The 24,032-nt window shown below is 73.3% G+C and carries 21 protein-coding genes; 10 read left to right on the plus strand and 11 right to left on the minus strand.

Annotated features, from left to right (window positions below; translation table 11 throughout):
• Positions 1-49: 49 nt before the first annotated feature.
• The gene (locus BLT82_RS29340) at positions 50-490 is read right to left on the minus strand and encodes a DUF5990 family protein (RefSeq protein WP_093660263.1); all 441 of its coding nucleotides are present in this window, start codon (positions 488-490) and stop codon (positions 50-52) included.
• Positions 491-595: 105 nt separating this feature from the next.
• Here BLT82_RS29340 and BLT82_RS29345 point away from each other — a divergent pair, with 105 nt between their 5' ends.
• Positions 596-1,015: a CBS domain-containing protein gene (locus BLT82_RS29345; RefSeq protein ID WP_093660265.1), complete on the plus strand. Its 420-nt coding sequence runs from the start codon at positions 596-598 to the stop codon at positions 1,013-1,015.
• An 87-nt stretch (positions 1,016-1,102) separates the two neighbouring features.
• On the opposite strand, the gene BLT82_RS29350 is transcribed toward BLT82_RS29345, so the two are convergent.
• Both BLT82_RS29350 and BLT82_RS29355 read right to left on the minus strand, forming a co-directional pair.
• Complete coding sequence (locus BLT82_RS29350; protein ID WP_093660267.1) at positions 1,103-1,948, minus strand: alpha/beta fold hydrolase; 846 nt, start codon at positions 1,946-1,948, stop codon at positions 1,103-1,105.
• Complete coding sequence (locus BLT82_RS29355) at positions 1,945-2,661, minus strand: DUF998 domain-containing protein (RefSeq protein ID WP_093660269.1); 717 nt, start codon at positions 2,659-2,661, stop codon at positions 1,945-1,947. The genes BLT82_RS29350 and BLT82_RS29355 overlap by 4 nt, the downstream gene beginning before the upstream one ends.
• 93 nt (positions 2,662-2,754) lie before the next feature.
• Between BLT82_RS29355 and BLT82_RS29360 the strand changes: the two genes are divergently transcribed.
• Positions 2,755-4,500 carry a multicopper oxidase family protein gene (locus BLT82_RS29360; protein ID WP_107490280.1) on the plus strand — a complete coding sequence of 582 codons (1,746 nt, stop codon included), beginning with the start codon at positions 2,755-2,757 and terminating at the stop codon, positions 4,498-4,500.
• Between the two features lie 150 nt (positions 4,501-4,650).
• Positions 4,651-6,411: an NAD+ synthase gene (locus BLT82_RS29365; protein ID WP_208868075.1), complete on the plus strand. Its 1,761-nt coding sequence runs from the start codon at positions 4,651-4,653 to the stop codon at positions 6,409-6,411.
• Here BLT82_RS29365 and BLT82_RS29370 read toward each other — a convergent pair.
• The 4 genes from BLT82_RS29370 to BLT82_RS29385 all read right to left on the minus strand — a co-directional run bounded on the left by BLT82_RS29370 (position 6,377) and on the right by BLT82_RS29385 (position 11,477).
• Positions 6,377-7,609, minus strand: a complete 1,233-nt coding sequence (locus tag BLT82_RS29370; RefSeq protein WP_093660273.1) for an MFS transporter — start codon at positions 7,607-7,609, stop codon at positions 6,377-6,379. The genes BLT82_RS29365 and BLT82_RS29370 overlap by 35 nt on opposite strands.
• A gap of 149 nt (positions 7,610-7,758) precedes the next feature.
• Complete coding sequence (locus tag BLT82_RS29375; protein ID WP_404205507.1) at positions 7,759-8,706, minus strand: endonuclease/exonuclease/phosphatase family protein; 948 nt, start codon at positions 8,704-8,706, stop codon at positions 7,759-7,761.
• 354 nt (positions 8,707-9,060) lie between these two features.
• The gene (locus BLT82_RS29380) at positions 9,061-9,738 is read right to left on the minus strand and encodes a TetR/AcrR family transcriptional regulator (protein ID WP_244529712.1); all 678 of its coding nucleotides are present in this window, start codon (positions 9,736-9,738) and stop codon (positions 9,061-9,063) included.
• Positions 9,739-9,857: 119 nt separating this feature from the next.
• Entirely contained in the window at positions 9,858-11,477 is a 1,620-nt protein-coding gene (locus BLT82_RS29385; protein ID WP_208868076.1) for an MFS transporter, read from the minus strand.
• Positions 11,478-11,661: 184 nt separating this feature from the next.
• Between BLT82_RS29385 and panB the strand changes: the two genes are divergently transcribed.
• From panB to BLT82_RS29400, 3 genes are all read left to right on the plus strand, one after another.
• Positions 11,662-12,528, plus strand: coding sequence for a 3-methyl-2-oxobutanoate hydroxymethyltransferase (gene panB, locus BLT82_RS29390; protein WP_093660351.1), 867 nt, complete (start codon positions 11,662-11,664; stop codon positions 12,526-12,528).
• Between the two features lie 383 nt (positions 12,529-12,911).
• Positions 12,912-13,907, plus strand: coding sequence for an ATP-binding cassette domain-containing protein (locus BLT82_RS29395; RefSeq protein WP_093660281.1), 996 nt, complete (start codon positions 12,912-12,914; stop codon positions 13,905-13,907).
• The gene (locus tag BLT82_RS29400) at positions 13,904-14,722 is read left to right on the plus strand and encodes an ABC transporter permease (RefSeq protein WP_093660283.1); all 819 of its coding nucleotides are present in this window, start codon (positions 13,904-13,906) and stop codon (positions 14,720-14,722) included. Before BLT82_RS29395 ends, BLT82_RS29400 begins: the two co-directional genes overlap by 4 nt.
• Here the strand turns inward: BLT82_RS29400 and BLT82_RS29405 are convergent.
• Positions 14,697-18,344 (minus strand): AfsR/SARP family transcriptional regulator, encoded by a 3,648-nt coding sequence (locus BLT82_RS29405; RefSeq protein ID WP_093660285.1) that lies wholly within the window; start codon positions 18,342-18,344, stop codon positions 14,697-14,699. The two genes, BLT82_RS29400 and BLT82_RS29405, sit on opposite strands and share 26 nt — an antisense overlap.
• Before the next feature lie 174 nt (positions 18,345-18,518).
• Here BLT82_RS29405 and BLT82_RS29410 point away from each other — a divergent pair, with 174 nt between their 5' ends.
• On the plus strand, positions 18,519-19,325 hold the full coding sequence (locus BLT82_RS29410; RefSeq protein ID WP_093660287.1) for a site-2 protease family protein: 807 nt from the start codon (positions 18,519-18,521) through the stop codon (positions 19,323-19,325).
• A 43-nt stretch (positions 19,326-19,368) separates the two neighbouring features.
• Here the strand turns inward: BLT82_RS29410 and BLT82_RS29415 are convergent, their stop codons facing one another.
• Entirely contained in the window at positions 19,369-19,548 is a 180-nt protein-coding gene (locus tag BLT82_RS29415; protein ID WP_093660289.1) for a hypothetical protein, read from the minus strand.
• 225 nt (positions 19,549-19,773) lie between these two features.
• Complete coding sequence (gene npdG / locus BLT82_RS29420; RefSeq protein ID WP_093660291.1) at positions 19,774-20,484, minus strand: NADPH-dependent F420 reductase; 711 nt, start codon at positions 20,482-20,484, stop codon at positions 19,774-19,776.
• 102 nt (positions 20,485-20,586) lie between these two features.
• Here npdG and BLT82_RS29425 point away from each other — a divergent pair, with 102 nt between their 5' ends.
• On the plus strand, positions 20,587-21,195 hold the full coding sequence (locus BLT82_RS29425; RefSeq protein WP_093660293.1) for a hypothetical protein: 609 nt from the start codon (positions 20,587-20,589) through the stop codon (positions 21,193-21,195).
• Positions 21,196-21,239: 44 nt separating this feature from the next.
• On the plus strand, positions 21,240-22,532 hold the full coding sequence (locus BLT82_RS29430; RefSeq protein ID WP_093660295.1) for an MFS transporter: 1,293 nt from the start codon (positions 21,240-21,242) through the stop codon (positions 22,530-22,532).
• A gap of 184 nt (positions 22,533-22,716) precedes the next feature.
• Here BLT82_RS29430 and BLT82_RS29435 read toward each other — a convergent pair whose 3' ends face one another.
• Complete coding sequence (locus BLT82_RS29435) at positions 22,717-22,947, minus strand: hypothetical protein (RefSeq protein ID WP_167746123.1); 231 nt, start codon at positions 22,945-22,947, stop codon at positions 22,717-22,719.
• A gap of 111 nt (positions 22,948-23,058) precedes the next feature.
• On the opposite strand from BLT82_RS29435, the gene map reads away from it, so the two are divergent.
• Entirely contained in the window at positions 23,059-23,916 is an 858-nt protein-coding gene (gene map, locus BLT82_RS29440) for a type I methionyl aminopeptidase (RefSeq protein ID WP_093660299.1), read from the plus strand.
• Positions 23,917-24,032 lie beyond the last annotated feature (116 nt).

Below are 24,032 nucleotides of genomic sequence, written 5' to 3' on the forward strand. Positions count from 1 at the left end.
ACCCGCGCCACGCGTCGTCGCACGCCGAGGCGGACCGCCGGCCGGCCGCTCAGCCCTTCTGCGTGCCCCTCGCCCGCCACACCACCCGCGGCGGACGGAGGGCCGCGCACAGGGGGAGGCCGTGGCCGTCGGTCAGGCCGATCGTGGTCTCGGCGTGGCCCCCGGCCACCAGTTCCGGCGGGATGTCGCCCAGGAAGAGCTTCGCCCGCCGGAACATCGCGAACGCGCCGCCCGCGGGCAGTTCGCCCCAGGTCAGGTAGACGAAGCGCGCCCCGCGCGGGCCGTGCACCCAGGGGCCGCGGAAGTCGGTCGTCCCGTCGGGCGCCGCCACGACGTCGGCGGTAAGGTCGAAGACGGCTTCCTCGGCGTCCGCCGGGACCAGTTGGTCGGGCTCCTTGCCGCGCTGGGTGCCGACGTGCACGTCGAAGAAGTCCCCGCAGTCCCGGCCGGGGAGATCCCGGCCCGTGATGCGCAGCGTCAGCAGGGCCATCGGCAGGTTCCTCTCCGCCCGCGCGGGACGAGGGGCGTGACATCGGGTGACAACGTGACATCGGGTGACAACGGGCGTGGGCCGCGCCCAGGAGGTACGAACCCCATGACCACCGCCAAGGACATCATGCATCCCGGGGCCCAGTGGATCCCGGCGCACGAAACTCTCGACCGTGCCGCGCAGTTGATGCGCGAGCTGAACGTGGGCGCACTGCCCATCGCCGACGCCGACGAACGGCTGTGCGGCATTCTGACCGACCGCGACATCGTGGTCGGCTGCGTGGCCATGGGCCACGACCCGTCGAAGATCACGGCGGGCGACATGGCCCGTGGTACCCCGCGCTGGATCGAATCGGGCGCGGACGTCGGCGACGTACTGCACGAGATGCAGGAGCACCAGATCCGCCGGCTGCCCGTGATCGAGAACAAGCGTCTCGTCGGCATGATCAGCGAGGCCGACCTGGCGCAGCACCTGTCGGAGGACCAGCTCGCCCAGTGGGTGGAGCAGGTCTACGCGCGGGCCTGACCCACCGTCAGCCCGTCGGCGCCGTCCGGGCACGGGGCCCGACCCGGGCCCCGAGCGGGGGCCGACGGCCGTGGACGGGCCGGGCTCTCATCCCGTTTTCAGGACCGCCCGGGCCACCGCGTCCGGGCGGTCCAGCATGACCAGGTGTCCCGACGGCTCGACGGCCTCGAAGCGCGCGTCGCCGAGTTCCCGGGCGAGGGCGCGCTGCCGTTCCAGCCAGCGGGCCGTGGAGCGCCGTCCGCCGCCGTCCGCCGCCGCCAGTACGGTCACGGGCACACCGCGCGGGAGCGGGAACCGCGCACGCAGCGCGAGGAGTTCGGCGGCGACCGCGCGGTAGTGGGTGTTCTCCAGCAGGGCGCCCTGCAGCACGCGCGAGGTGCCGTAGCAGCGGCGTACGAGCTCGGCGGGAGCGGGGTCGCCTCCGCCGGCGCGGGACAGCCGTACCAGGGCGCGCCGGAGGGCCGGGCCGATCGCGGCGGGCGCGCCGACGGCCGTCAGCGCCGAGCCGAGGCCGTGCGCCACCGCGGTACGGACGGCGGGTGCGACGGGCGCCCTGGCGTCCTCCTCGATGCTGGCGTCGACCAGCACGAGGCCAGCCGTACGGGCGGGGTGGAGGCGGGCGAAGGCCTCCGCGTGGAAGCCCGCGATGGAGTGGCCGACGACGGTGGCGGGCGGCCCGCCGAGCCCGAGGGCGTCGAGGAGCCCGGCGATGCGGTGGGCCTCCCCGGCCGCGGACGGGGGCACCGCGGCGGGGCCGCTCAGTCCGTGCCCGGGCCGGTCGAACCGGACGACGGTGCGGTACGGGGTCAGCAGAGGCACGACGGGGTCCCAGTCGAACCAGCTCATGGCGAGGCCCGCGCTGAGCACGCACACGGGCCCGCCGCCCTCGACGACCACGTGGTGGGGCACTCCGCCGATCCGTACGAACGTCACGCCGTCCCCCTCGCTCCCGGCCGCCCCTGGCCGGGCCGGCTCGCGCCCTCCCGCGCCACGGACAGCGCGAGCACCGCCAGCCACCCTGCCACGATCAGCACCTGGAGTCGCTGCCCTGCGCCGAGCCACCAGATGCCGCGGCCCGCCTCGAAGGCGGCGACGGCGGTCAGCGTCCAGACGGTGGCAGCGAGTTCGAGGACGACGAGGACGGGGCCGACCCGGCCCAGCAGCGGCCACCGGCGGTAGCGGCGGGCGGCGACGGTGAGCGCGGCCATCCCGGTGAGGGCGCCGGCCATGGCGAGGCTGGAGCTGACGGCGTGCGCGGTGTGGGTCGCCGGGACGAGACCCGCCGTCTCGAGCGCCGCGCACTCCGGGTCGTCGGTGGGCGCGCAGCTGAGCGGCAGCCGTGAGTCGACGGCGGTCGCCAGCCCGAATACCGCGAGGGCGGTCCAGCCGGCGAGGGACCACGGCCGTCTCGGGGGCATCGGCAGCGCGGCGGCCGCCCCGGCGAGGACGAGGAGGCCGGCGGCGAGGTCCGTGGCCCGGAACAGGCCGCCGAAGGGCTGGTCCGCGGCCGAGAGTTCGCTGACGTACGCCCGGACCGGGTCGAGGCCGGTGGCCAGGAGCAGTTCGAGCACCCACGCGGTGTACAGGAGGGCGCCGAGTGCGATAAGCAGCGCGACAGTTCTGGATGTACGGGATGTTTCGGGCATCGTGCCCCATGCTAGGTCGTGCCGCGTTCAGCCCCACCCGGGGCCCGTCCCCCCGCGGGGGCGGTGCGCGCATGTTCGACCGACCGGAGGGCCATGTCCAGTCAGGAGCACACCCGTCAGACCTCTCACACCCGGCGCGCCGTGCTCGGTGCCGGGATCGCCGCCGCCGGGTCGGGGCTGCTCGCCGCCTGCTCGGGCGGCGGGGCGGCCGACGGCGGCCGTGGCGCGGCGGGTGCCCCCGCCGAGGGGTCCGTACCGGCCGACGGAAAGAAGGTCGGCGGCCCGGCGGCGGTGCGCAGCGTGGGCCCGCTCCGCACACGTACGTTCACGGCCACGCCCAGCACGGTCGACATCGGCCGCGGGCGCACGTTCAGGACCTGGACGTACAACGACCAGCTGCCGGGGAAGGAGGTACGGATCAACGCCGGGGACACGCTCGAACTCACCCTGTCCAACCATCTGCCCGTGCCCACCACCGTGCACTGGCACGGCATCGCCCTCGAGAACAAGATGGACGGCGTGCCTGGCGTGACGCAGCCGGCGGTCAAGCCGGGCGGGACCTTCGCGTACCGCTTCACCGTGCCGCACGCCGGCACGTACTGGTTCCACCCGCACTACGGCGTGCAGATCGACCGCGGCATGTACGCGCCGCTGATCGTGGAGGACCCGAAGGAGCCCCTCGCCTACGACCACGAGTGGATCATCGTCCTGGACGACTGGATCGACGGCGTGGGCGGGTCCACGCCCGACGACGTGCTGTCGCAGCTCCGCAAGGGCAAGCCCGCCATGGGCCACGGCAACGCGCACGACGGCGGCCACGGCGGCCGGGACGAGGACGACGACGAACGCGAGCGGGACCGCGGGGAGGACGACGACGAGGAGCGCGGCGGCCGCCCTCGGTCCCGGCCCTCCGGCGGCGTCGACGCCGGGTACGGGCCGGCCAGGGCCCAGGAACCGGACAGGGGCCACGGGTCACCGGGGCCGGCCGGCGGCAGGGGTCCGCGCCGGCTGCTGAGCGACGCCACGAGCAAGCTGCTCGGCGGCCATGCGGGAGATGTCGCGTACCCGTACTACCTCATCAACGGGCGCACGGCGGACGACCCGGCGGAGTTCAAGGCCAAGCCCGGCGACCGGATCCGGCTGCGCATCATCAACGCCGGCGGCGAGACGGCCTTCCGGGTGGCGCTCGGCGGCCACGAGATGACCGTGGTCCACTCGGACGGTTTCCCCGTCCACCCGTACAAGACCGACGCGCTGCTGCTGGGCATGGCCGAGCGGTACGACGTGATGGTCACGGCGAAGGACGGGGTTTTCCCGTTCACGGCGCTGGCGGAGGGCAAGCGGGGCTCGGCGATGGCCGTGCTGCGGACCGGCAGCGGGGCGACGCCCAAGCCGTCGACCCGGCCGTCGGAGCTGGACCGCAGGGTGCTCCAGTCGTCCGCGCACCTGCGGCCGGAGGAGTCGGTGAAACTCGACCGGCGCCGCCCTGACCGCCTCATCCGGTTCACGCTGACCGGCGGCATGAAGCGCTACGACTGGGCCTTCGACCGGCAGCCGTACGACCCGGAGGTGCTCCACAAGATCGAGTACGGCGAGCGGGTGCGGCTGGTGGTCATCAACGCCACGGACATGTGGCACCCCATGCACCTGCACGGCCACACCTTCGCCCTCGCCGGCATCGACTCCCTGGGCGCCCGGAAGGACACGGCGATCCTGCTGCCGCACCGCAAACTGGTGGCGGACTTCGACGCGGACAACCCGGGCCTGTGGATGTTCCACTGCCACAACATCTACCACTCGGAGTCCGGGATGATGACGACGCTGGCGTACGAGGACTGATCCTCGGGAGGGTCCGTCCTCCTCCGGGCCCCACCCGGTCACCCAGAGGTGGGGCCTTCGGCGCGGGCGGGCCCGGCGGGCGGGGCCCGCGGGGGTGGCGCGCGCCACACCGCCGGGACATCGCGTCAGAGAGACGATTACACTGGGCGCGTGCCTCAACTTCGCCTCGCTCTGAATCAGATCGACTCGACCGTCGGCGATCTCGCCGGCAACGCCGAGTCGATCGTGCACTGGACCCGGCACGCGGCCGCGCAGGGCGCGCATCTCATCGCGTTCCCCGAGATGGTGCTGACCGGCTACCCCGTCGAGGACCTGGCCCTGCGGTCGTCCTTCGTCGAGGCGTCACGGGCCGCCCTCCGCGCGCTCGCCGCGCGCCTGGCCGACGAGGGCTTCGGGGAGATCCCGGTCGTCGTCGGCTATCTCGACCGCTCCGAGAAGGCGCAGCCGCGGTACGGCCAGCCCGCCGGCGCCCCGCAGAACGCCGCGGCCGTGCTGCACGGCGGCCGGGTGGCGCTGACGTTCGCCAAGCACCACCTGCCCAACTACGGCGTCTTCGACGAGTTCCGGTACTTCGTGCCGGGCGACACCATGCCCGTGGTACGCGTCCACGGTGTCGACGTCGCTCTCGCCATCTGCGAGGACCTCTGGCAGGACGGCGGCCGGGTCCCGGCCGCGCGCTCCGCCGGGGCCGGGCTGCTGCTCTCGATCAACGCCTCGCCGTACGAGCAGGACAAGGACGACACCCGCCTGGAGCTGGTTCGCAAGCGGGCCCAGGAGGCCGGCTGCACCACCGCGTACCTGGCGATGATCGGCGGTCAGGACGAGCTCGTCTTCGACGGCGACTCCATCGTCGTCGACCGGGACGGCGAGGTGATCGCGCGGGCTCCGCAGTTCGCCGAGGGCAGCGTGATCCTGGACCTGGACCTCCCGGCCGCGTCGGCCGACGCCCCGACGGGACGGGTGGACGACGGGCTGGCCATCGACCGGGTCGTCCTGTCCGAGGACCCGCTCCCCGCGTACGAGCGCGAGCTCACGGGCGGCTACGCACAGCGGCTCGACGACGAGGAGGAGGTGTACTCGGCGCTGGTCGTCGGCCTGCGCGCGTACGTCGCCAAGAACGGTTTCCGCTCGGTCGTCGTCGGCCTCTCCGGAGGCATCGACTCGGCACTGGTCGCCGCGATCGCCTGCGACGCGCTGGGGGCGGAGAACGTCCACGGCATCTCCATGCCGTCCAAGTACTCCTCGGGCCACTCCCGCGACGACGCGGCCGAACTCGCCCACCGCACGGGGCTGAACTTCCGCACCGTGTCGATCGAGCCGATGTTCGACGCCTTCATGGGCTCGCTCGCGCTGACGGGTCTGGCGGAGGAGAACCTCCAGTCGCGGCTGCGCGGCACGACGCTGATGGCCGTCTCCAACCAGGAGGGGCACATCGTGCTCGCGCCGGGCAACAAGTCCGAGCTGGCGGTGGGCTACTCGACGCTGTACGGCGACTCGGTCGGCGCGTACGGCCCGATCAAGGACGTCTACAAGTCCTCGGTCTTCCGGCTGGCGAAGTGGCGGAACCGGGCTGCCGAGGAGCGCGGCCAGACCCCGCCGATCCCCGAGAACTCGATCGCCAAACCGCCGAGTGCCGAACTGCGGCCGGGGCAGGTCGACACCGACTCGCTCCCCGATTACGACGTGCTCGACCGGATCCTGGAGCTGTACGTCGACCGCGACCGGGGCAAGGACGCGATCGTGGCGGCGGGCCACGACGAGGAGCTGGTCGCGAAGGTCCTGCGGCTCGTGGACACCGCGGAGTACAAGCGGCGCCAGTACCCGCCGGGCACGAAGATCTCCGCCAAGGGCTTCGGCAAGGACCGCCGGCTGCCGATCACGAATCGCTGGCGCGAGACGACGACGCGCTGACGGACGGCGCGTCCGTGGCGAGGGGGCTTCCCGCGACGACGCGGGAGGTCCCCTTCGCCGTGCGGTCGAGCAGTCCGGCCGTCACCGCGACGGCCAGGCCGGCGACGGCGAGGACCGCGCCGACCAGCGCCGGGGAGGTCCAGCCCCAGCCCGCCGCGATGGCCGCGCCGCCGAGCCAGGCGCCGCCCGCGTTGGCGAGGTTGAAGGCGGAGTGGTTGGAGGCGGAGGCCAGGGTCGGGGCGTCCTGGGCCTTGTTCATGACCAGCATCTGGAGCGGGGTCGTGGTCATGAAGCCGACCGCGCCGAGCACGACCACGGTGACGAGCGCCAGCCACGGGATGTGCGCGGTGAAGCGGAAGGCGACGAGCACGAGCGCGAGCGCCGCGAGCGAGCCGTACAGGGTGGGCCGCAGGGCGCGGTCGGTGAGCGGGCCGGCCGCCAGGGCGCCGAGCGTCATGCCGATGCCGAAGAGGGCGAGCACGAACGTAACGGAGGTCTCACCGAGTCCCATCACCTCGGTCGTCATGGACGCGAGGTAGGAGTACACGGCGAACACGCCCGCGAAGCCGAGGACGGCGGTGAGCAGTCCGAGGAACACCTGCCGGTTGCCGAGGGCGCGCAGTTCGCGCCCGAGGCCCTGGTGGGCGTCGACGGGCACGTGCGGGACGAGCCGGGCGAGGGCGGCCATCGCGACCAGCCCGATCGCGGTGACGACGAGGAAGGTGGCGCGCCAGCCCAGGTGCTGGCCGAGGAGGGTCGCGGCGGGCACGCCGACGATGTTGGCGACCGTCAGCCCGAGGAACATCGTGGCCACGGCACGGGCCTGCCGTCCCTCGGCGACGAGCCGGGCGGCGACGACCGCGCCGACGCCGAAGAACGCGCCGTGCGGCAGCCCGGCGAGTACGCGGCCGGCGAGGAGGGTGCCGAAGCCGGGTGCGAGCGCGGAGGCGAGGTTGCCGACGGTGAACAACGCCATGAGCAGGAGCAGCATCCGCTTGCGCGGGACGCGGGAGCCCAGTGCGGTCAGCAGCGGTGCTCCGATGACGACGCCGATCGCGTACGCCGAGACGAGCTGCCCGGCCGTGGGGACGGACGTGCCGAGGTCCTCGGCGACGTTGGGCAGCAGTCCCATCATGACGAATTCGGTGGTGCCGATGCCGAAGGCGGACACGGCGAGCGCGAGCAGCGCCAGAGGCATGAGAGAGCCCTTCCGGTTAGTTCGTTACCGGAACAAAGTCTCTCAGACGGATTGTTCCCGCGGATGAACGGGCGATTCTGCCGGCAGGCCGGTGGCCGGGACCGGGTCCCGGCAGGCCGGGAAGCCCGGTGCCGCCGGGTGGACGCGCCTCAGAACCGGACGCTGGCCGCTATGGGCAGATGGTCGCTGGCCGTGCGCGGCAGCGTCCAGGACGAGACCGGTTCGACGCCCTTCACCATGATCTGGTCGATCCGGGCCATCGGGAACGCCGCCGGCCAGCTGAAGCCGAAGCCGTCGCCCGCGGCGCCCTGCGTGGAGCGCATCTGCGAGGTGACCGAGTTCAGGGCGCGGTCGTTCATCGTGCCGTTGAGGTCGCCGAGGAGGACGACCTTGCCCACCGGGTCGCGGGCGATCGCCTCACCCAGCGCGTCTGCGCTGGTGTCCCGCTGGCTGGCGGTGAAGCCCGCGTTCATCTTGACCCGCACCGACGGCAGGTGGGCCACGTACACCGAGACGTCGCCCGCCGGGGTGGCGACCGTGGAGCGCATGGCGCGGACCCAGCCGAGCCGGATGTCGACGGGCCGGGTGTCGCTCAGCGGGTACTTGCTCCAGAGACCGACCGTGCCCTGGACGGAGTGGTAGCGGTACTGGGACGCCAGCGCCTTCTCGTACGCCGGGACAGCGTCGCCCGTCAGCTCCTCCAGGGCGACGACGTCCGCGCCCGACGAGGCGACCTCGCGGGCGGTGCCCTCCGGATCGGGGTTCTCGGCGTTCACGTTGTGGGTGGCGACGGTGAGACTTCCGTTGCCACCCGACTTGTCCGTGAGGAGTCCGCCGAAGAGATTCAGCCATACGATCGCCGGGACGAGCAGCGCGATCAGCGCCGTCGCGGAGCGCCGCACGAGCGCCGACACCAGCAGCACGGGCACCAGAAGCCCCAGCCAGGGCAGGAAGGTCTCGGTGAGACTGCCCATGTTGCCGACCCTGTTGGGGATCTGCGCGTGCAGGATCATCAGCAGGCCGGCGGCGATCGCGACGACCGCCAGGACGACGCCGCGCCGCCAGATGCCCGGATCGCTCCGCCAGCGGTCGAGCAGGGCCCGGATCCGGGAACCGGAGCGGGGGTCCTCCGCGCTGCCGTGTCCCGCTTCCGTCATGTATGCCTGCCGCATGTGCGTAGTCCTCACTGCCTTGCCGTGCACACCCTGCCCGCCACGACCCTAGGCGATACCGGGTGCGTTTCCGCCGTACGGGTTCGAGGACGGCAGGGCTCCGCGGCGGGTTCCGATCAAGGTCCGTGAGGGCGCGGCTGTGACAGAACGCGCATATTGGCCGGAGGCCGGGCAGGCCGGTGGGCCGCGGCGGTCACCGGGCGGACGGTGACGGGTCGACGGCCGGCGGGCAGGGCCGCCGTCCGGGGTCGCGGCGTGGCGGCGACCGTAACCGGGCGGTCAGGACGACGGCGGTGCGAGGCCCTCCAGCACGGCCGCGACCATGCGTTCCGCGAGGTCGCCGGGCAGCGGAGCATCGGGCCGCATCACCGCCCGGACGAGCATCGGGCCGACGATGAGGTCGTTGAGCAGGTCGATGTCCAGGTCGCCGCGGATCTCGCCGCGTGCGACTCCGCGGCGCAGGATCTCCAGCACGGTCGCCCGGCGCGGGTCGATCACGGTCGCGACGTAGGCGTCCCACAGTTTGGGGTGGCTCTTCATCTGGGCGCGGACGTTGTGCAGCAGCGCGGAAGAGCGCTGGGCGAGACCGCGGAGGCGGACCGACTCCAGCATGACGACGAGGTCGTCGCGGGCGCAGGTGCCGGGCAGGTCGGGGTCCGGCGGCTCGATGTCCCGCAGGACGTCGACGAACAGTTCCTCCTTGTCCGCCCAGCGCCGGTAGATGGTGGCCTTGCCGACCCCCGCGGTACGGGCGATGCGCTCGATCGAGATGTCGCCGAGCGGCAGCCCGTCCTCCAGCAGGGTCACCACCGCCTCGCGGATGGACCGTTCGGCCGCCTCGCTCCGGGGCCGGCCGCGCCGCGGGGCTTCCGCACCGGCCCTGCGGGCGGCCGCGGGCCCCGGGCGCCCGCCCGTTGCCGTACCCGTGCCACGCGCCGATCCGGTCCCGCTCGCCACAGCCGCCTCCACTTCGCCCCGCCCTCCCGGTCGCGTGCTTCCGTGCGTCTCCCGGTCCGCGCCGAGGCGCGTTCCTCGATGGGTTTCCCGATGCGCTTCCCGATTCTCGCGGACCCCGGTCATCCGCGGGCCACCCCCGCCGCCGGGCGCTCGTCCGGCACGGGCGGTACGTCCGTACCCGGCTTGCGGCGGCCGGGGAGGTACACCGCCACGACCACGGCGCCGATGAGCGTCACCGTCGCCGCGCACAGCGCCGCCAGGTGCATCGCGATGAGGAACGCCTCGTGCGCGGGCGCGATCAGGACCTGTCCGGCGGGGCCGAGCCGTTCGGCGACGGCCAGCGTCGCCTCCAGCGACTCGCCCGCCGAGTGCCTGGCCTCCTCCGGGACGCCGGGGGCCCGCTGCAGGGTGCTCTCGATCCCGCCCCGGTACGCGGCGGACAGCAGCGAGCCGAGCACGGCCACGCCCAGCGCACCGCCGATCTGCCGGAAGGTGTTGTTGATCGCGGAGGCGACGCCCGCCTTCTCCCTCGGGAGCGCCTGCATGACCGTGACCGTGACCGGCGACATGACGTGTCCCATGCCGGCGCCCTGGACGAAGAAGGCGAGCTCCAGCGCCCACACCGGGGTGGAGGCGTCGAAGAAGGCGAAGCAGGCGAGCCCGGTCGCGATCATCATCATTCCGGCCGTGCAGGTCACCTTGGCTCCGAACCGGGCGACGGCCAGCCGGGCACGGGGCGCGAACAGCGACTGGGCGACCGCGAGCGGCAGGACCAGCAGACCGGCCTGCAGCGGGCTGTAGCCGAGCACGCTCTGGAGGTAGAACACCGAGAAGAACGCGACGCCCATCATCGAGAGGAACGCCAGCGCGGTCGCGGTGATCGCCGCGGAGAACGCGGGATTCCTGAAGTACGAGAAGTCCAGCGCCGGATGGTCGATGCGGTGCTCGTACACCACGAACACCGCCAGCACGGCCAGTCCGCCGACCAGGGGCAGCAGCACGGACCGGTCGGAGAGCGAGGCGAGTTCACCGCCGTGGATGATCCCGTAGACCACCAGCACGAGGCCGACGATGGACAGCAGCACGCCCACGGGGTCGATCCGGCCCGGGTCGGGGTCCCGGGAGTCGGGGATGAGCAGCGCCATCGCGATGAAGCCGACGATCACGACCGGCACGTTGACCAGGAAGATCGAGCCCCACCAGAAGTGTTCGAGCAGCAGCCCGCCCGTGAGCGGGCCGAGGGCGATGGCGATGCCCACCCCGCCCGCCCAGATGCCGATGGCCTTGGGCTGCTCGTCCCGTTCGAAGACGTTCATCAGGACGGCGAGGGTCGCCGGCATCACGAAAGCGGCGCCGAAGCCCATCACCGCGCGGTACGCGATGAGCTCGGCCGACGAGCCGGAGAACGCGGCGAGCGCCGAGCCGATGCCGAACACGGCCATGCCGAACAGCAGGGTCCTCCTGCGGCCCGCCCGGTCGCCGATCAGACCGGCCGTGAACAGCAGGGCGGCGAAGACGAGGGTGTAGGAGTTGATGGCCCATTCCAGCTCCCCCTGCGTGGCGCCGATGCCCACGGGGGCGGGGGAGGCGATGGTCTTGACCGCGACGTTCAGGACCGAGTGGTCCAGAACCATGATGAGCACGGTGAACATCAGGACGGCCAGAATGAGCCAGCGGCGTCGGTGAACGGCTTCCGGAACCCGGGGTGGGGCGGGGGGTGCGCCCGGCGGTGTGGACATGACCGCAGCGTATTTCTATACGGCACCGTCTCGTATAGAAAAGTTGGGCCGTTGGTGTCGGGACCGGCCAACATTGCGGCAGTGTGAACGGGGACACTTCACGCGGCGGGCACGGGGATGCCACCATGGACACGGTCCGGGGACGCCGTAAGGGCGCCTCGAGATGACGAAGGAGCCGTTCACCATGACGCTTCAGGCTGCCCAGACGCAGCCCGCCGACAGCAGCGGCAAGGCGCTGTACGGCGGCAAGGGCACTCGCCGCATCTCCGTCCACGACATCGCCGCCGCCAAGGAGCGCGGCGAGAAGTGGCCCATGCTCACCGCCTACGACGCCATGACGGCGTCCGTCTTCGACGAGGCCGGCATCCCCGTGATGCTGGTCGGCGACTCGATGGGCAACTGTCACCTCGGCTACGACACCACCGTGCCCGTCACGATGGACGAGATGACGCTGCTGTCCGCGGCCGTCGTACGGGGCACGAAGCGCGCCCTGATCGTCGGCGACCTCCCCTTCGGCTCGTACCAGGAGGGCCCCGTCCAGGCGCTGCGCTCGGCGACCCGGCTGGTGAAGGAGGCCGGGGTCGGCGCCGTCAAGCTGGAGGGCGGGGAGCGCTCCCTGCCGCAGACCGAGATGCTGGTGCAGGCGGGCATCCCGGTCATGTCCCACCTGGGTCTGACCCCGCAGTCGGTCAACACGATGGGCTACCGGGTCCAGGGCCGCGGTGACGAGGCCGCCCACCGGCTGCTGCGCGACGCGAAGGCGGCGCAGGACGCGGGCGCCTTCGCACTCGTGCTCGAGCTGGTCCCGGCGGAACTGGCGGCCGAGGTCACCCGTTCGCTGCACATCCCGACGATCGGCATCGGCGCGGGCCCGGAGACGGACGCCCAGGTCCTCGTCTGGACGGACATGGCCGGTCTGACGGGCGGCAAGGTGCCGCGCTTCACCAAGCAGTACGCGAATCTGCGGCAGACGCTCGGCGACGCGGCGAAGGCCTTCGCCGAGGACGTCGTCGGCGGTGCGTTCCCGGCCGAGGAGCACACCTTCCACTGACCGCGTCCGGGTGCCGGGGCCCGCACGGCCGGGCACCGGCACCTCCCACGCCTCACAAGCCACTGCGGCACCACGGCAGCCCGCCGATCTTCCCCCGTCGGCGGGCTGTCGCCTTTCCGCCACCGGCGACGGTGCGGGCGCCCACGAAGGGCGGACGGTGCGGGCCGGGTCCCGCGGGCGGACCCGCCCGACGACGGCCCGTTCGGTGGTCCGACGACGGCCCGTTCGGTGGTCCGACGACGGCCCGTCGGCGGCTCGTCGGCGGCTCGTCGGCGGCTCGTCGGCGGCTCGTCGGCGGCTCGTCGGCGGCTCGTCGGCGGCTCGTCGGCGGCTCGTCGGCGCAGTGTCGGTGTCCTGTCGGCGGTGGTTGGGACGGTTGCGGCATGACGCGAACCGACAACAACGCCGTCGAGGTACGGGGCCTCGTCAAGCACTACGGCGAGACCAGGGCGCTGGACGGGGTGGACCTCGATGTACGCGAGGGCACCGTCCTCGGTGTCCTCGGGCCCAACGGCGCCGGCAAGACCACCCTCGTCCGCTGCCTCTCCACCCTGATCACCCCGGACGCCGGACGTGCCACGGTCGCCGGCCACGACGTGGCGCGCCAGTCCCGGCAGCTCCGCCGGACGATCGGCCTCACCGGCCAGTACGCCTCGGTGGACGAGAAGCTGTCCGGCCGGGAGAACCTGTATCTGATCGGGCGGCTGCTCGACCTGACCCGCAAGGACGCCAGGCGCCGCGCCGACGAACTGCTGGAGCGCTTCTCGCTGACGGACGCCGCGAAGCGCCCGGCCGCCACCTACTCCGGCGGTATGCGCCGCCGGCTCGATCTCGCCGCCTCGATGATCGGGCGGCCCGCGGTCCTCTTCCTCGACGAGCCCACGACGGGCCTGGACCCGCGGACCCGCAACGAGGTGTGGGACGAGGTGCAGCGGATGGTCGCCGAAGGGGTCACCGTCCTTCTCACCACCCAGTACATGGAGGAGGCCGAGCGGCTGGCGCACGAGCTGACGGTCATCGACCGGGGCCGGGTCATCGCCGAGGGCGGGGTCGCCGAACTGAAGGCGAAGGTCGGCGGTCGGACGCTGCGGATCCGCCCGGCCGACGCGGCGCACCTGTCGGCGATGGCCGCGGCCGTGCGCGAGGAGGGCCTCGACGGTGTCGCGGGCGTCCAGGCCGTCCCGGACGAGGGCGTGCTCCACGTCCCGATCCTGAGCGACGAGCAACTGACCGCCGTCGTGGGGCTGCTGGGCGCCCGGGGCTTCGCCGTATCCGACATCGGGACCGAGCTGCCCAGCCTGGACGAGGTGTTCCTGGCCATCACCGGCCGGCAGGCCGCGTCCGTCACCGACACGATCCCCCAGGAGGTCGCGGCATGAGCGCCGCCACGTCAACCGCCCCCGCAACCGCCGACGACGACGGCCGGATCGGTCTGCGCGGCAATCTCCGGCACATAGGCGCGCTCGTCCGCCGCAATCTGCTGTGGATCCGGCAGGACCCGGAGTCGATGTTCGACGCCGTGCTGATGCCGATCGTCTTCACGCTGCTGTTCGTGTTCGTCTTCGGCGGCGCCATCGCCGGCAAGGGCAACCAGGACGCCTACGTCAACTACGTCGTGCCCGGACTGATGGCGATGATGGGCATGAACATCGCCATGGGTGTCGGCACCGGCTTCAACCAGGACTTCCAGAGCGGGGTGATGGACCGCTTCCGGTCCCTGCCGATCGCCAGGTCGTCCGTGCTCATCGCCAAGATCGTCGTCGAGATCGGCCGGATGCTGGTCGCCACCGCCATCCTGCTGACGGTCGGTTTCCTGCTCGGTCTGTCCGTGAGCGACGTCCCGGGTCTCCTGGCGGCGGTCGGACTGTCGATGGTCTTCGGCTCCTCGATCATGTGGATCTTCCTCACCATGGGCGTGACCATGAAGAACGCCCAGGCCATTCAGGGAATGGGGTTCCTGGTGCTGATGCCGCTGCAGTTCGGTTCCTCGATCTTCGCCCCGACCGGCTCCATGCCGGGCTGGCTGCAGACGTTCACCGACCACAACCCGCTGTCGTCGCTGGCGGACGCGGCCCGCGGGCTGATGAACGGGGGGCCCGTCGCCCACGACGTGTGGGTGACGCTGATCTGGTCGGCGGTGATCACCGCGGTGATGGCCCCGGTGGCGATCAGGAGGTTCCGGACGAAGTCCTGAACTGCCGGCTCCGGTCGTGCACGAGGGCGGTGGCCTCCTCCAGGGTGAGGGCGCGGCCCTCGGCACGCCGGGCGGCGAACGCCGCGTCGCCGAGCAGGGCGCGGACGACCCGCTCCGTGCGGTCGCGGTTCTCCCGCTCCAGGGCGCTCACGGCGACGTGCCCGGCCGGCTTCACGTGCTCGTACGCACCGAGCAGCCGTGCGGCGTCGTGTGCCGGCTCCGGGCCGAGTCCCGCCAGCGCCTCGGCCGCGGTGAGCAGTTGGATCGCGGGCATGTGCGGCGCGACCATGGCCGACAGCGGGGTCAGGGCACGCTCCAGTGCCTGGCGCACGTGGACCAGGGCGTCCTCGTACCGGCCCTCCAGGCAGTCGAGCCAGGCGACTCCGCCCAGCCGGAGGCCGTCGAAGAGCGCCAGGGCCGGCGCCGCGAACTCCCGTGCCAGCAGGTCGAACTGCTCGCGGGCCTCCCGGACACGGCCCCTGCGGCCCAGGCTCAGGGCCAGGATGAGCCGCGCGGCGGGCACGACCTCGACCGTCGCGCCGTCGCCGGCGCCGGCGAGGACGTCCCTGAGGATCTCCTCGGCCTCCTCGCCCCGGTCGAGTTCGTCCAGGACGCCGGCGAGCCGGGCGCGCAGGATCGGCACCTGACCGCGGGCGCCCAGCCGCTCGGCGCGGTCGATGGCCTCGGTGAAGTCGTCGGCGGCGAGCTCGAACTCGCCCCGCCGCTCCCGCGCCTCACCGCGCGCCGAGAGCGCCTCCGCCGCGCCCCACAGGTCCCCGAGCCCTTCGAAGATCTCCAGGCTGCGGTCCGCGTCGGCGCTCGCGTCACCGGCCCATTCGGTGCGGTTGGCCAGGACGTTGGCGCGCATCTGGAGCGCGGCGGCGAGCGACCAGGTGTCACCGGACGCCTCGCAGCCGCTCACGGTCTCGTCCAGGACGTCGCGCAGCCGCTCGGCGTCCCCGACGAGCACCAGGGCGAAGAACCAGAGGCTGCCGGGGAACCGGCAGGTCTGCGGCAGCCCGGGCCGGTAGACCTCGGCGACCCGGCCGAGCCACGCCAGCTGCTCCGGGGTCGTCCAGTCCTCCATCCCGTGCTCCATGCTGGCCATCGCGATCAGCCGCACCCCGCGCCGCGCCTCCAGCCGCAGGGCGGGCTCCAGCGGCGGGGCGGCCCCGGTGACCGGGGTGTGCAGGGGCGGGGCGGGGGCGGCGGGCGGGGCGAACGGGTCGGGGCCGAGGGCGGCGACGGCCTGCGCCCAGTGCCGCGCGTCGGCCCGCATGTTGCGCATCTGCCAGTACCAGGCCAGGGACAGCACCAGGCACAGGGACTCGTCCTCGTCGGATGCGGCGACCGCCCGGCGCAGAGCGGTGCGCAGATTCTCGTACTCGCGCTCCAGCCGGGCGACGGCGGCGTTCTGCTCACGGCCGCGGAGCAACGGCTCCGTGCGGCGGGCGAGTTCGCGGTAGTGCGTGAGATGGGCCCGCTCGGCGTCCGCGCGGTCACCGGCCGCGTCGAGTTGTTCGGCTGCGTACTCGCCGACGGTCTCCAGCAGCCGGTAGCGCATCCCGCCGTCCGCCGAGGGCTCCGCCATGACCAGCGACTTGTCGACGAGCGCGCCGAGGACGGTGAGTACGTCCCGGGCGTCCACCGGGGTGCCGGGGGCGCCGCCGGACGCCGGCGCAGCGGAGCCCGAGGCGGGCGGGGCGGAGGCTGCCCCACCGGAGGCGGCCCGCGGATCGGCGGAGTGCGGCACGACGGCCCGCGGATCGGCGTCGGCGCGAGGTACCGCGGCAACGGGCCGCTCGTCGTGGGCGCCGCCCGCGGCCGACCGCGGGCCGGGACGCTCGGGGTGCCCGCCCTGCGTGGCGCAGACCGCTTCCGCCGCGGGGAGGTCGCAGCCGCGGGCGAACACGGACAGGCGGCGCAGGACGGTGCGTTCCGCCGGGTCGAGCAGGTCCCAGGACCAGTCGACGACCGCGCGCAGCGTCTGCTGGCGCGGCAGGACCGTACGGCTTCCGCTGGTCAGCAGACGGAAGCGGTCGTCGAGACGGTCCGCGATCTGCCGCGGGGTGAGCATGCGAAGGCGCGCCGCGGCCAGTTCGATGGCCAGCGGCAGTCCGTCGAGACGGCGGCAGATCTCCTCCGCGGCCCCGGCGTCGTCCCCGGCCCGGAAGGCGGGGTTCGAGGCGGCGGCCCGGTCGGCGAACAGCCGCAGCGCCATCGGGTCCGGCAGCGGGCCGACGGGGCGCACCACCTCCCCCGGCACGCCCAGCGGTTCCCGGCTGGTGGCGAGCACCGTGAGCCCCGGGCAGCCCTCCAGCAACCGCTCGGCGAGCGTCGCCGCCGCGGCCACGACGTGCTCGCAGTTGTCGAGGACGATCAGCATGCGTCGGCGCGCGCAGTGCTCGACGAGCCGCAGCAGCGGATCATCGCCCTGACGTTCGGACGCGACCCGCAGTTCCTCCGCCCGTGCGCCGCGCAGGACGGTCTCACGCGCGCCGAGCCCGGTGAGGACGGCTTCGGGCACGCTGTCGGGGTCGCCGACGGGCGCGAGCTCCACGAGCCAGACGCCGTCCGGGTACGCGCCGGACACCCGTTCCGCCGCCTCCTGCGAGAGCCGGGTCTTGCCCGCCCCTCCGGTGCCGAGCAGGGTCACGAGCCGCGCCGCGGCGAGGTCCTCGCGGATGGCGTCGATGTCCGCCTCCCGCCCCACGAAGCTGGTGAGCCGGGCCCTCAGATTCCCGGTACGGGCACGGGAGTCCGCAGCATCCGACGCGGGCGCGGAGGACTGGGCCGATGACGAGGCCGGGGCCGGGGCGGGCGGGGCGGCGGAGCCCGGGACGGAGGAGGCGGCACCCGCCGGCCGATGGGGGCCAGCGGTGCGGGGGTCGGGTGCGGCCGGCTGCGGCCGCAGCAGTTCCGCGTGCAGGGCGCGCAGTTCGGGCCCCGGATCCGTACCCAGCCGGTCGGCGATCCGGCGCCGCACGGTCCCGTAGGCCGCGAGCGCCTCCGCCGTACGGCCGGCGGCGCGCAGGGCGCGGATGCGCAGGGCCTGGAGCGGCTCGTCGAGGGGATGCCCGTCGCAGAGCCCGGCGAGCTCCGCCAGTGTCTCCTCGGCTCGGCCGAGTGCCAGGGCGGCCTCCAGCCGGGCACGCCGGGCGGCGAGCAGCCGCGCCTCCCAGCGGGCCGCCTCGGCCGTGCGGTCCGGCAGATCGGCCAGCACCGGGCCCCGCCACAGCCCGATCGCCTCGTCGAGCAGTTCCACCGCCTTGCCGGGGTCCCCGCCGGCGAGCGACCTCGCGCCCTCGGACGCGAGCCGCTCGAACCGGTGCAGGTCGATGTCCTCGGGCCCGGCACCCAGCCGGTAGCCGCCGTCCGCGGAGAGCACCGCGCCGTGCCCGAGTACCCGCCGGGTCCGTCCGACGAGGGCCTGGAGCGCGCCGACCGCGTCGGCGGGGGCGTCGCCGTCCCACACCTCTTCGACCAGCACCCCGACGGGGACGGTACGGCCGCCGCGCAGGGCCAGCACGGCCACCAGCGCGCGCAGCCGCGGACCGCCGAGCGCGGCGGGGCTGCCGTCGTCGTGGTGGGCCCTGGTGGTGCCGAGTACGGAGTAGCGCACCCGCCCATTCTCCGTGACGCCCGCACCGCTCCCGGCACGGTTCGGGCAGCGCGGCGGAACTCCCGCCCCGTCCGGGACGTTCTGGCCGTGCCGCCTGTACGGTCGGCATGCGGATCCGCCGATCACCCGTCCGCCGATCACGCACCAGCCGATCACGCCCCGGGAGCGCCATCGATGACCTCGGCCACCACCCGCACCAGCGACCGGAGGATCTCGCCCGTCTTCCTCGGCATCGCCTCGATCATGGCGGTCACGGGCTGGGCGGTGTGGACGGACTTCGCGAACAGCCCGGGCGTCGCGGTGTTCCTGTTCGTCACGGCCGCGTGGATCGTGTCCCTCTGTCTGCACGAGTACGCGCACGCCCGCACCGCCCTGCACGGCGGCGATCTCACGGTCGGCGCGAAGGGCTATCTGACGCTCAACCCGCTGAAGTACACGCATGCGGTGCTGAGCATCGTGCTGCCCGTCCTGTTCGTGATCATGGGCGGTATCGGTCTGCCCGGCGGTGCGGTCTTCATCGAGCGGCACCGCATCAAGGGCCGCTGGAAGCACAGCCTGATCTCCGCGGCGGGCCCGCTGACGAACGTCCTGTTCGCGGTCGTGTGCACGGCGCCCTTCTGGCTCGGCGCACTGGAGGGGGTGCCCCTCGGGTTCCGCTTCGCCCTGGCGTTCCTGGCGCTGCTCCAGGTCACCGCCGCGATCCTGAACTTCCTGCCCGTTCCCGGCCTGGACGGGTACGGGGTGATCGAGCCCTGGCTGTCGTACCGCTTCCGGCGTCAGGTGGAGCCGTTCGCTCCGTTCGGGCTGCTGGCGGTCTTCGCCGTCCTCTTCATCCCCGAGGTGAACCACGCGTTCTTCGACGGGATCTTCGCCGTGATGGACGCACTGGGGGTGTCCCGGGCGGAGGTCGCCTGCGGCCAGGACCTGTACCGCTTCTGGACCGAGCAGTACCCGGAGTGCACGGCGCTGCTCGACCGGTAGCCGGCGGCCCCTCGCCTGCGGCGGGGCGCGGGCGGGCGCGTGGTCAGGAGGTGGGCGTCGTGCGCGCCTTGCCGCGGCGGATGTAGTAGATCGCCATGTTCGAGGACACACCGGCCAGCAGCACCCAGACGATCCCCAGCCAGCTGCCCTCGACGAAGGAGACGACCGCCGCGGCGACGGCGAGCACGCAGATGATCAGGGCGTAGATGGCGAGGCGGGGCATGGGGGTCGGCTCCTGTCCGGTCACGGGTGTTCCGGACCAGTGTCCCCCATGCCCGTACGGCGCCGGGTACGCGGCACCCGGACCGCCGGAGGCCGGCCCTGGCCGGGCCCGGGTCCACGGCCGGAAGCCCTCGGGCCGTCGGCGGACGCGGGTGACCCCGACGTCGCCCGGGCACCGGATCGGACCGCGACCGCGTTCCCGGTTCGGGCGCGGACGGGCGCCGGCTCAGACGTCGGTCACGCGCAGGCCCGCGTGCGCCTTGTAGCGCCGGTTCACGGAGATCAGGTTGGCGACCAGCGACTCGACCTGGTGGGCGTTGCGCAGCCGGCCGGAGAAGACCCCGCGCATGCCGGGGATGCGGCCCGCGAGGGCCTGCACGAGGTCCGTGTCGGCGCGGTCCTCGCCCAGCACCATCACGTCCGTGTCGATCTCCTCGATCGACTCGTCCTGGAGCAGCACCGCGGACAGGTGGTGGAACGCGGCGGTCACCCGGGACTCCGGCAGCAGGGCCGCCGCCTGCTCGGCGGCGCTGCCCTCGGCCGGCTTGAGCGCGTAGGCGCCCTTCTTGTCGAAGCCGAGCGGGTTCACACAGTCGACGACCAGCTTCCCGGCGAGCTCGGAGCGCAGCGCCTCCAGGGTCTTGGCGTGTCCGTCCCACGGCACGGCCACGATCACGACGTCGCTGCGCCGCGCGCACTCGGCGTTCTCGGCGCCCTCGATGCCGAGGCCCAGCTCGGCGGCGGCGGTCTCGGCGCGCTCGGCGGCCCGGGAACCGATGATCACCTTCTGCCCCGCGCGGGCGAGCCGGTAGGCGAGGCCGCGGCCCTGGTCCCCCGTACCGCCCAGGACGCCGACGACCAGGCCGGAGACGTCGGGGAGGTCCCACGGGTCCTTGGCTGCGGGCTTCGGAGCGCTGGCGTTGTCTTGAGAAGTCATGATCCGACCTTACTCGCAGGTAGCACGGCGGGCCGTCCCGTACGGGTGGACCGTTGACGAACCGCGGGCAGCCGCCTCGCCCGTGGGGCAGGATGCCCGGCCATGGATGCCGTACGCGTCGCGCTCTTGCGAGAAGTCCTCGCCGGGACCGAGTGGCCCGCGGCCAGCCGGCGGTTCGCGGGGGCGCTGCGCTCCTCGGTCGTTCCGCAGGGCGGCGGACTGCTGCTGGTGGGGACGGCCGAGTACGAGCCGTGGCACCTCGCCGCGCACCTGGTGGACGAGGCTGCCTGGTCCGGGCAGCCCGAACTGGCGCCCACGCTGGTGCGGCACCGGGTGCTGCCGGGGGACCCGGCGCACCTCGCCGTCGGCCTCGGCCGGGTGGCGGCGGCCGGGCGCGGGGAGACGCTGCTGGTGGTGGCACCGCAGCGGCCGGACGCAGGGCTCCTGGAGCGGGTCCACGACGCGCGGCGCTCCGGGGCGACGGTGCTCTCGCTGGACGCGGGCGATCCCGAGGTGCTCGGGCTGGCGCACGAGGCGCTGACGGTGCCCGGGTCGGCGGAGGTCGACCTGGACACGGTGCAGCACCTGGTGAGCGCGGCGGCCGGCGAGAACGTCCTCCCGTCGCCCGGCCCGCGCGGCCGCCGACGCCTCCGCGACCGTCTCGCCCGGCTGGCCGACCAGCTGACCGCGCCGCCGCCCGCGCGCTGGTGAAATTCGGTTGCCGCGACCGTCCCGCCCACCGAGCATGGCCGGACGTGGCATCACGACTGCGCGGCTCGCTGCTCCCCGACCTCTCGCCCTGGCGCTCCTCACGCGACTTCCGTCTGCTGTGGGTGCAGGGGCTCATCGCGTTCTTCAGCAGCTTCATGGCGATGGTGGCGCTGCCGCTGCAGATCAAGGACCTCACGGGCTCGCCGCTCGCGGTCGGGATCATGGGCGCCGTGGAGCTCGTGCCGCTGATCGTGTTCGGGCTGTACGGGGGCGCGCTCGCCGATGCGGTGGACCGGCGCAGGGTGCTGGTCCTCACCGAGGGCGGCATGGCCGCGATGGCCACGATCCTGCTGGTCAACGCGTTGCTGCCGACGCCGGCGCTGTGGCCGCTGTACGTCGTCGCGGCCGGTGTCTCCGCGCTCGCCGGTCTGCAGCGCCCCGCCCTGGACTCCCTGACGGCCCGGATCGTGCCGCACGACCAGCAGACCGCGGCGGCCGCGCTCAACGCGCTGCGCTGGCAGCTCGGCGCGATCGCCGGGCCCGCGCTGGCCGGGCTGGTCGTGGCGTACGCGGGACACGCGACGGCATATACCACGACGGCCGTCGGCTTCGTCGTCTCCGTGCTGCTGTGTTCCCGGCTCTCCCCCACCCCGCCCGCGCACGACGCCGAGAAGCCGTCGCTGCGCGGCATCGCGGAGGGCGCCCGGTACGCGTGGAGCCGGCCGGTGCTGCTCGGCACGTACGCCGTGGACCTGGCCGCGATGTTCTTCGCGTTCCCCAACACGATCTTCCCGTTCCTCGCCGACGAACTCGACGCGGAGTGGTCGCTGGGGCTGATGTACGCGGCCGGGTCGGTCGGCTCGCTGCTGCTCAGCCTGACCAGCGGATGGACGTCGCGGGTGCGCCGGCACGGCCTGTTCGTGGTGTTCGGCGCCGCCGGATGGGGGCTGGCGGTCGCCGCGGCCGGCTGGTTCACGAACGTCTGGCTGGTGCTGCTCTGCCTCGCCTTCGCGGGCGCCGGCGACATGCTGAGCGGACTCGGCCGCTCCACCATCTGGAACCAGACGATCCCGGAGTCCCTGCGAGGCCGCCTCGCCGGCATCGAGGTGCTGTCGTACAGCGTGGGGCCGCAGCTGGGCCAGGTGCGCGCGGGCGCGGTGGCCGGCTGGACCGGCACCCGGGCGGCGTTCTGGAGCGGCGGGCTGCTCTGCGTGGCCTCGGTGGGCCTGCTGACCGCGGCGCTGCCGAAGCTCGTCACCTACGACGCCACGACGGACGAGGACGCCCTGCGCCGCCGCGCCCAGAAGGAGGGGACGGCGGCGGAGGCGGCGGTGTGACGGACGGCCCCGCGGACGGCCTGCACCCGGCGAGCCGGTGGGACGGCTCCGCGAACGGCGGACCGAAGCGCGGCCCGGGCGCACGGCCGGCGGCTCGAAGGGACGGCCCGGCGCGACGCACGGCCGGCGACTCCGGGCGGCGCACGGCCGGCGCCCTCGGCCGGCGGCGCGGTACGCCGCGCGGTCAGTCGGTGGTCTCGCCGCCACGCGGCGCGTCGTGCCACCGCGGGTCGTTCTCCCACTCGAGGTTCCGCTCCCGCGCGAGTTCCATCGCGTGCGTGGCCTCCTCGCGGGTGGCGTACGGACCGAAGCGGTCCTTCGCCGGGCACTCGGGCCCCTCCTCGACCTTCTTGTGCTCCAGGCAGTAGTACCACTCGCCCGGCTTGCCCACCGTGCGCTTCTTGAACAGGGCCATCGTCGGCTCCTTCCTCTGACCCATGCTGCCCCGACGTCTTCCCCTTCGCCCGGGGACGACGCCTCACCCGGCGCCCCGGGACGCCGGGAACCCCCGGTTAGACTCGCTGGCATGTCTGGCCAGTCGCTGCTCGTACCAGGGAAGCTCTCTCCCACCCGTTCCGTACCCGGAAACATCCGGCGCCCCGAGTACGTCGGGAAGCCCGCCCCCAAGCCGTACACCGGGCCCGAGGTCCAGGACGCCGAGACGATCGAGCGGATGCGCATCGCGGGCCGTATCGCCGCTCAGGCGATGGAGGAGGCCGCGAAGCTCATCGCCCCGGGCGTGACCACGGACGAACTCGACCGGGTCGCACACGACTTCATGTGCGACCACGGGGCGTACCCGTCGACGCTCGGCTATCGGGGCTTCCCGAAGTCGCTGTGCTCCTCGGTCAACGAGGTCATCTGCCACGGCATCCCCGACTCCACGGTGCTGCGCGACGGGGACATCGTGAACCTGGACGTCACCGCGTACCTCAACGGCGTGCACGGCGACAACAACGCCACCTATCTGTGCGGCGACGTGGACGAGGAGTCGAAGCTGCTGGTCGAGCGGACGCGGGAGTCGCTCAACCGCGCGATCAAGGCGGTCAGGCCCGGCCGCCAGATCAACGTCATCGGACGGGTCATCGAGTCGTACGCGAAGCGGTTCGGCTACGGAGTCGTGCGCGACTTCACCGGCCACGGCATCAACTCCTCCTTCCACTCCGGGCTGATCATCCCGCACTACGACAGCCCGCACGCGACGACGGTGATGCAGCCCGGCATGACGTTCACCATCGAACCGATGCTGACCCTCGGGACGCACGAGTACGACATGTGGGACGACGGCTGGACCGTGGTGACGAAGGACCGGAAGCGGACCGCGCAGTTCGAGCACACGCTGGTGGTGACGGAGACGGGCGCCGACATCCTGACGTTGCCCTGACGTGTTTCCCGGGTAGCGTTTTTACCGACAGGTCGTCGGGAACCAGTTGACTTAGGTAAGCCTAAGTAAGAGGATCCCACTGGTTCCCGTCCCCATCGGTCCCCGGAGGCCCGCCT

The sequence above is a fragment of the Streptomyces wuyuanensis genome, assembly GCF_900103455.1.
In the GTDB taxonomy this organism is placed as follows: Bacteria; Actinomycetota; Actinomycetes; order Streptomycetales; family Streptomycetaceae; genus Streptomyces; species Streptomyces wuyuanensis.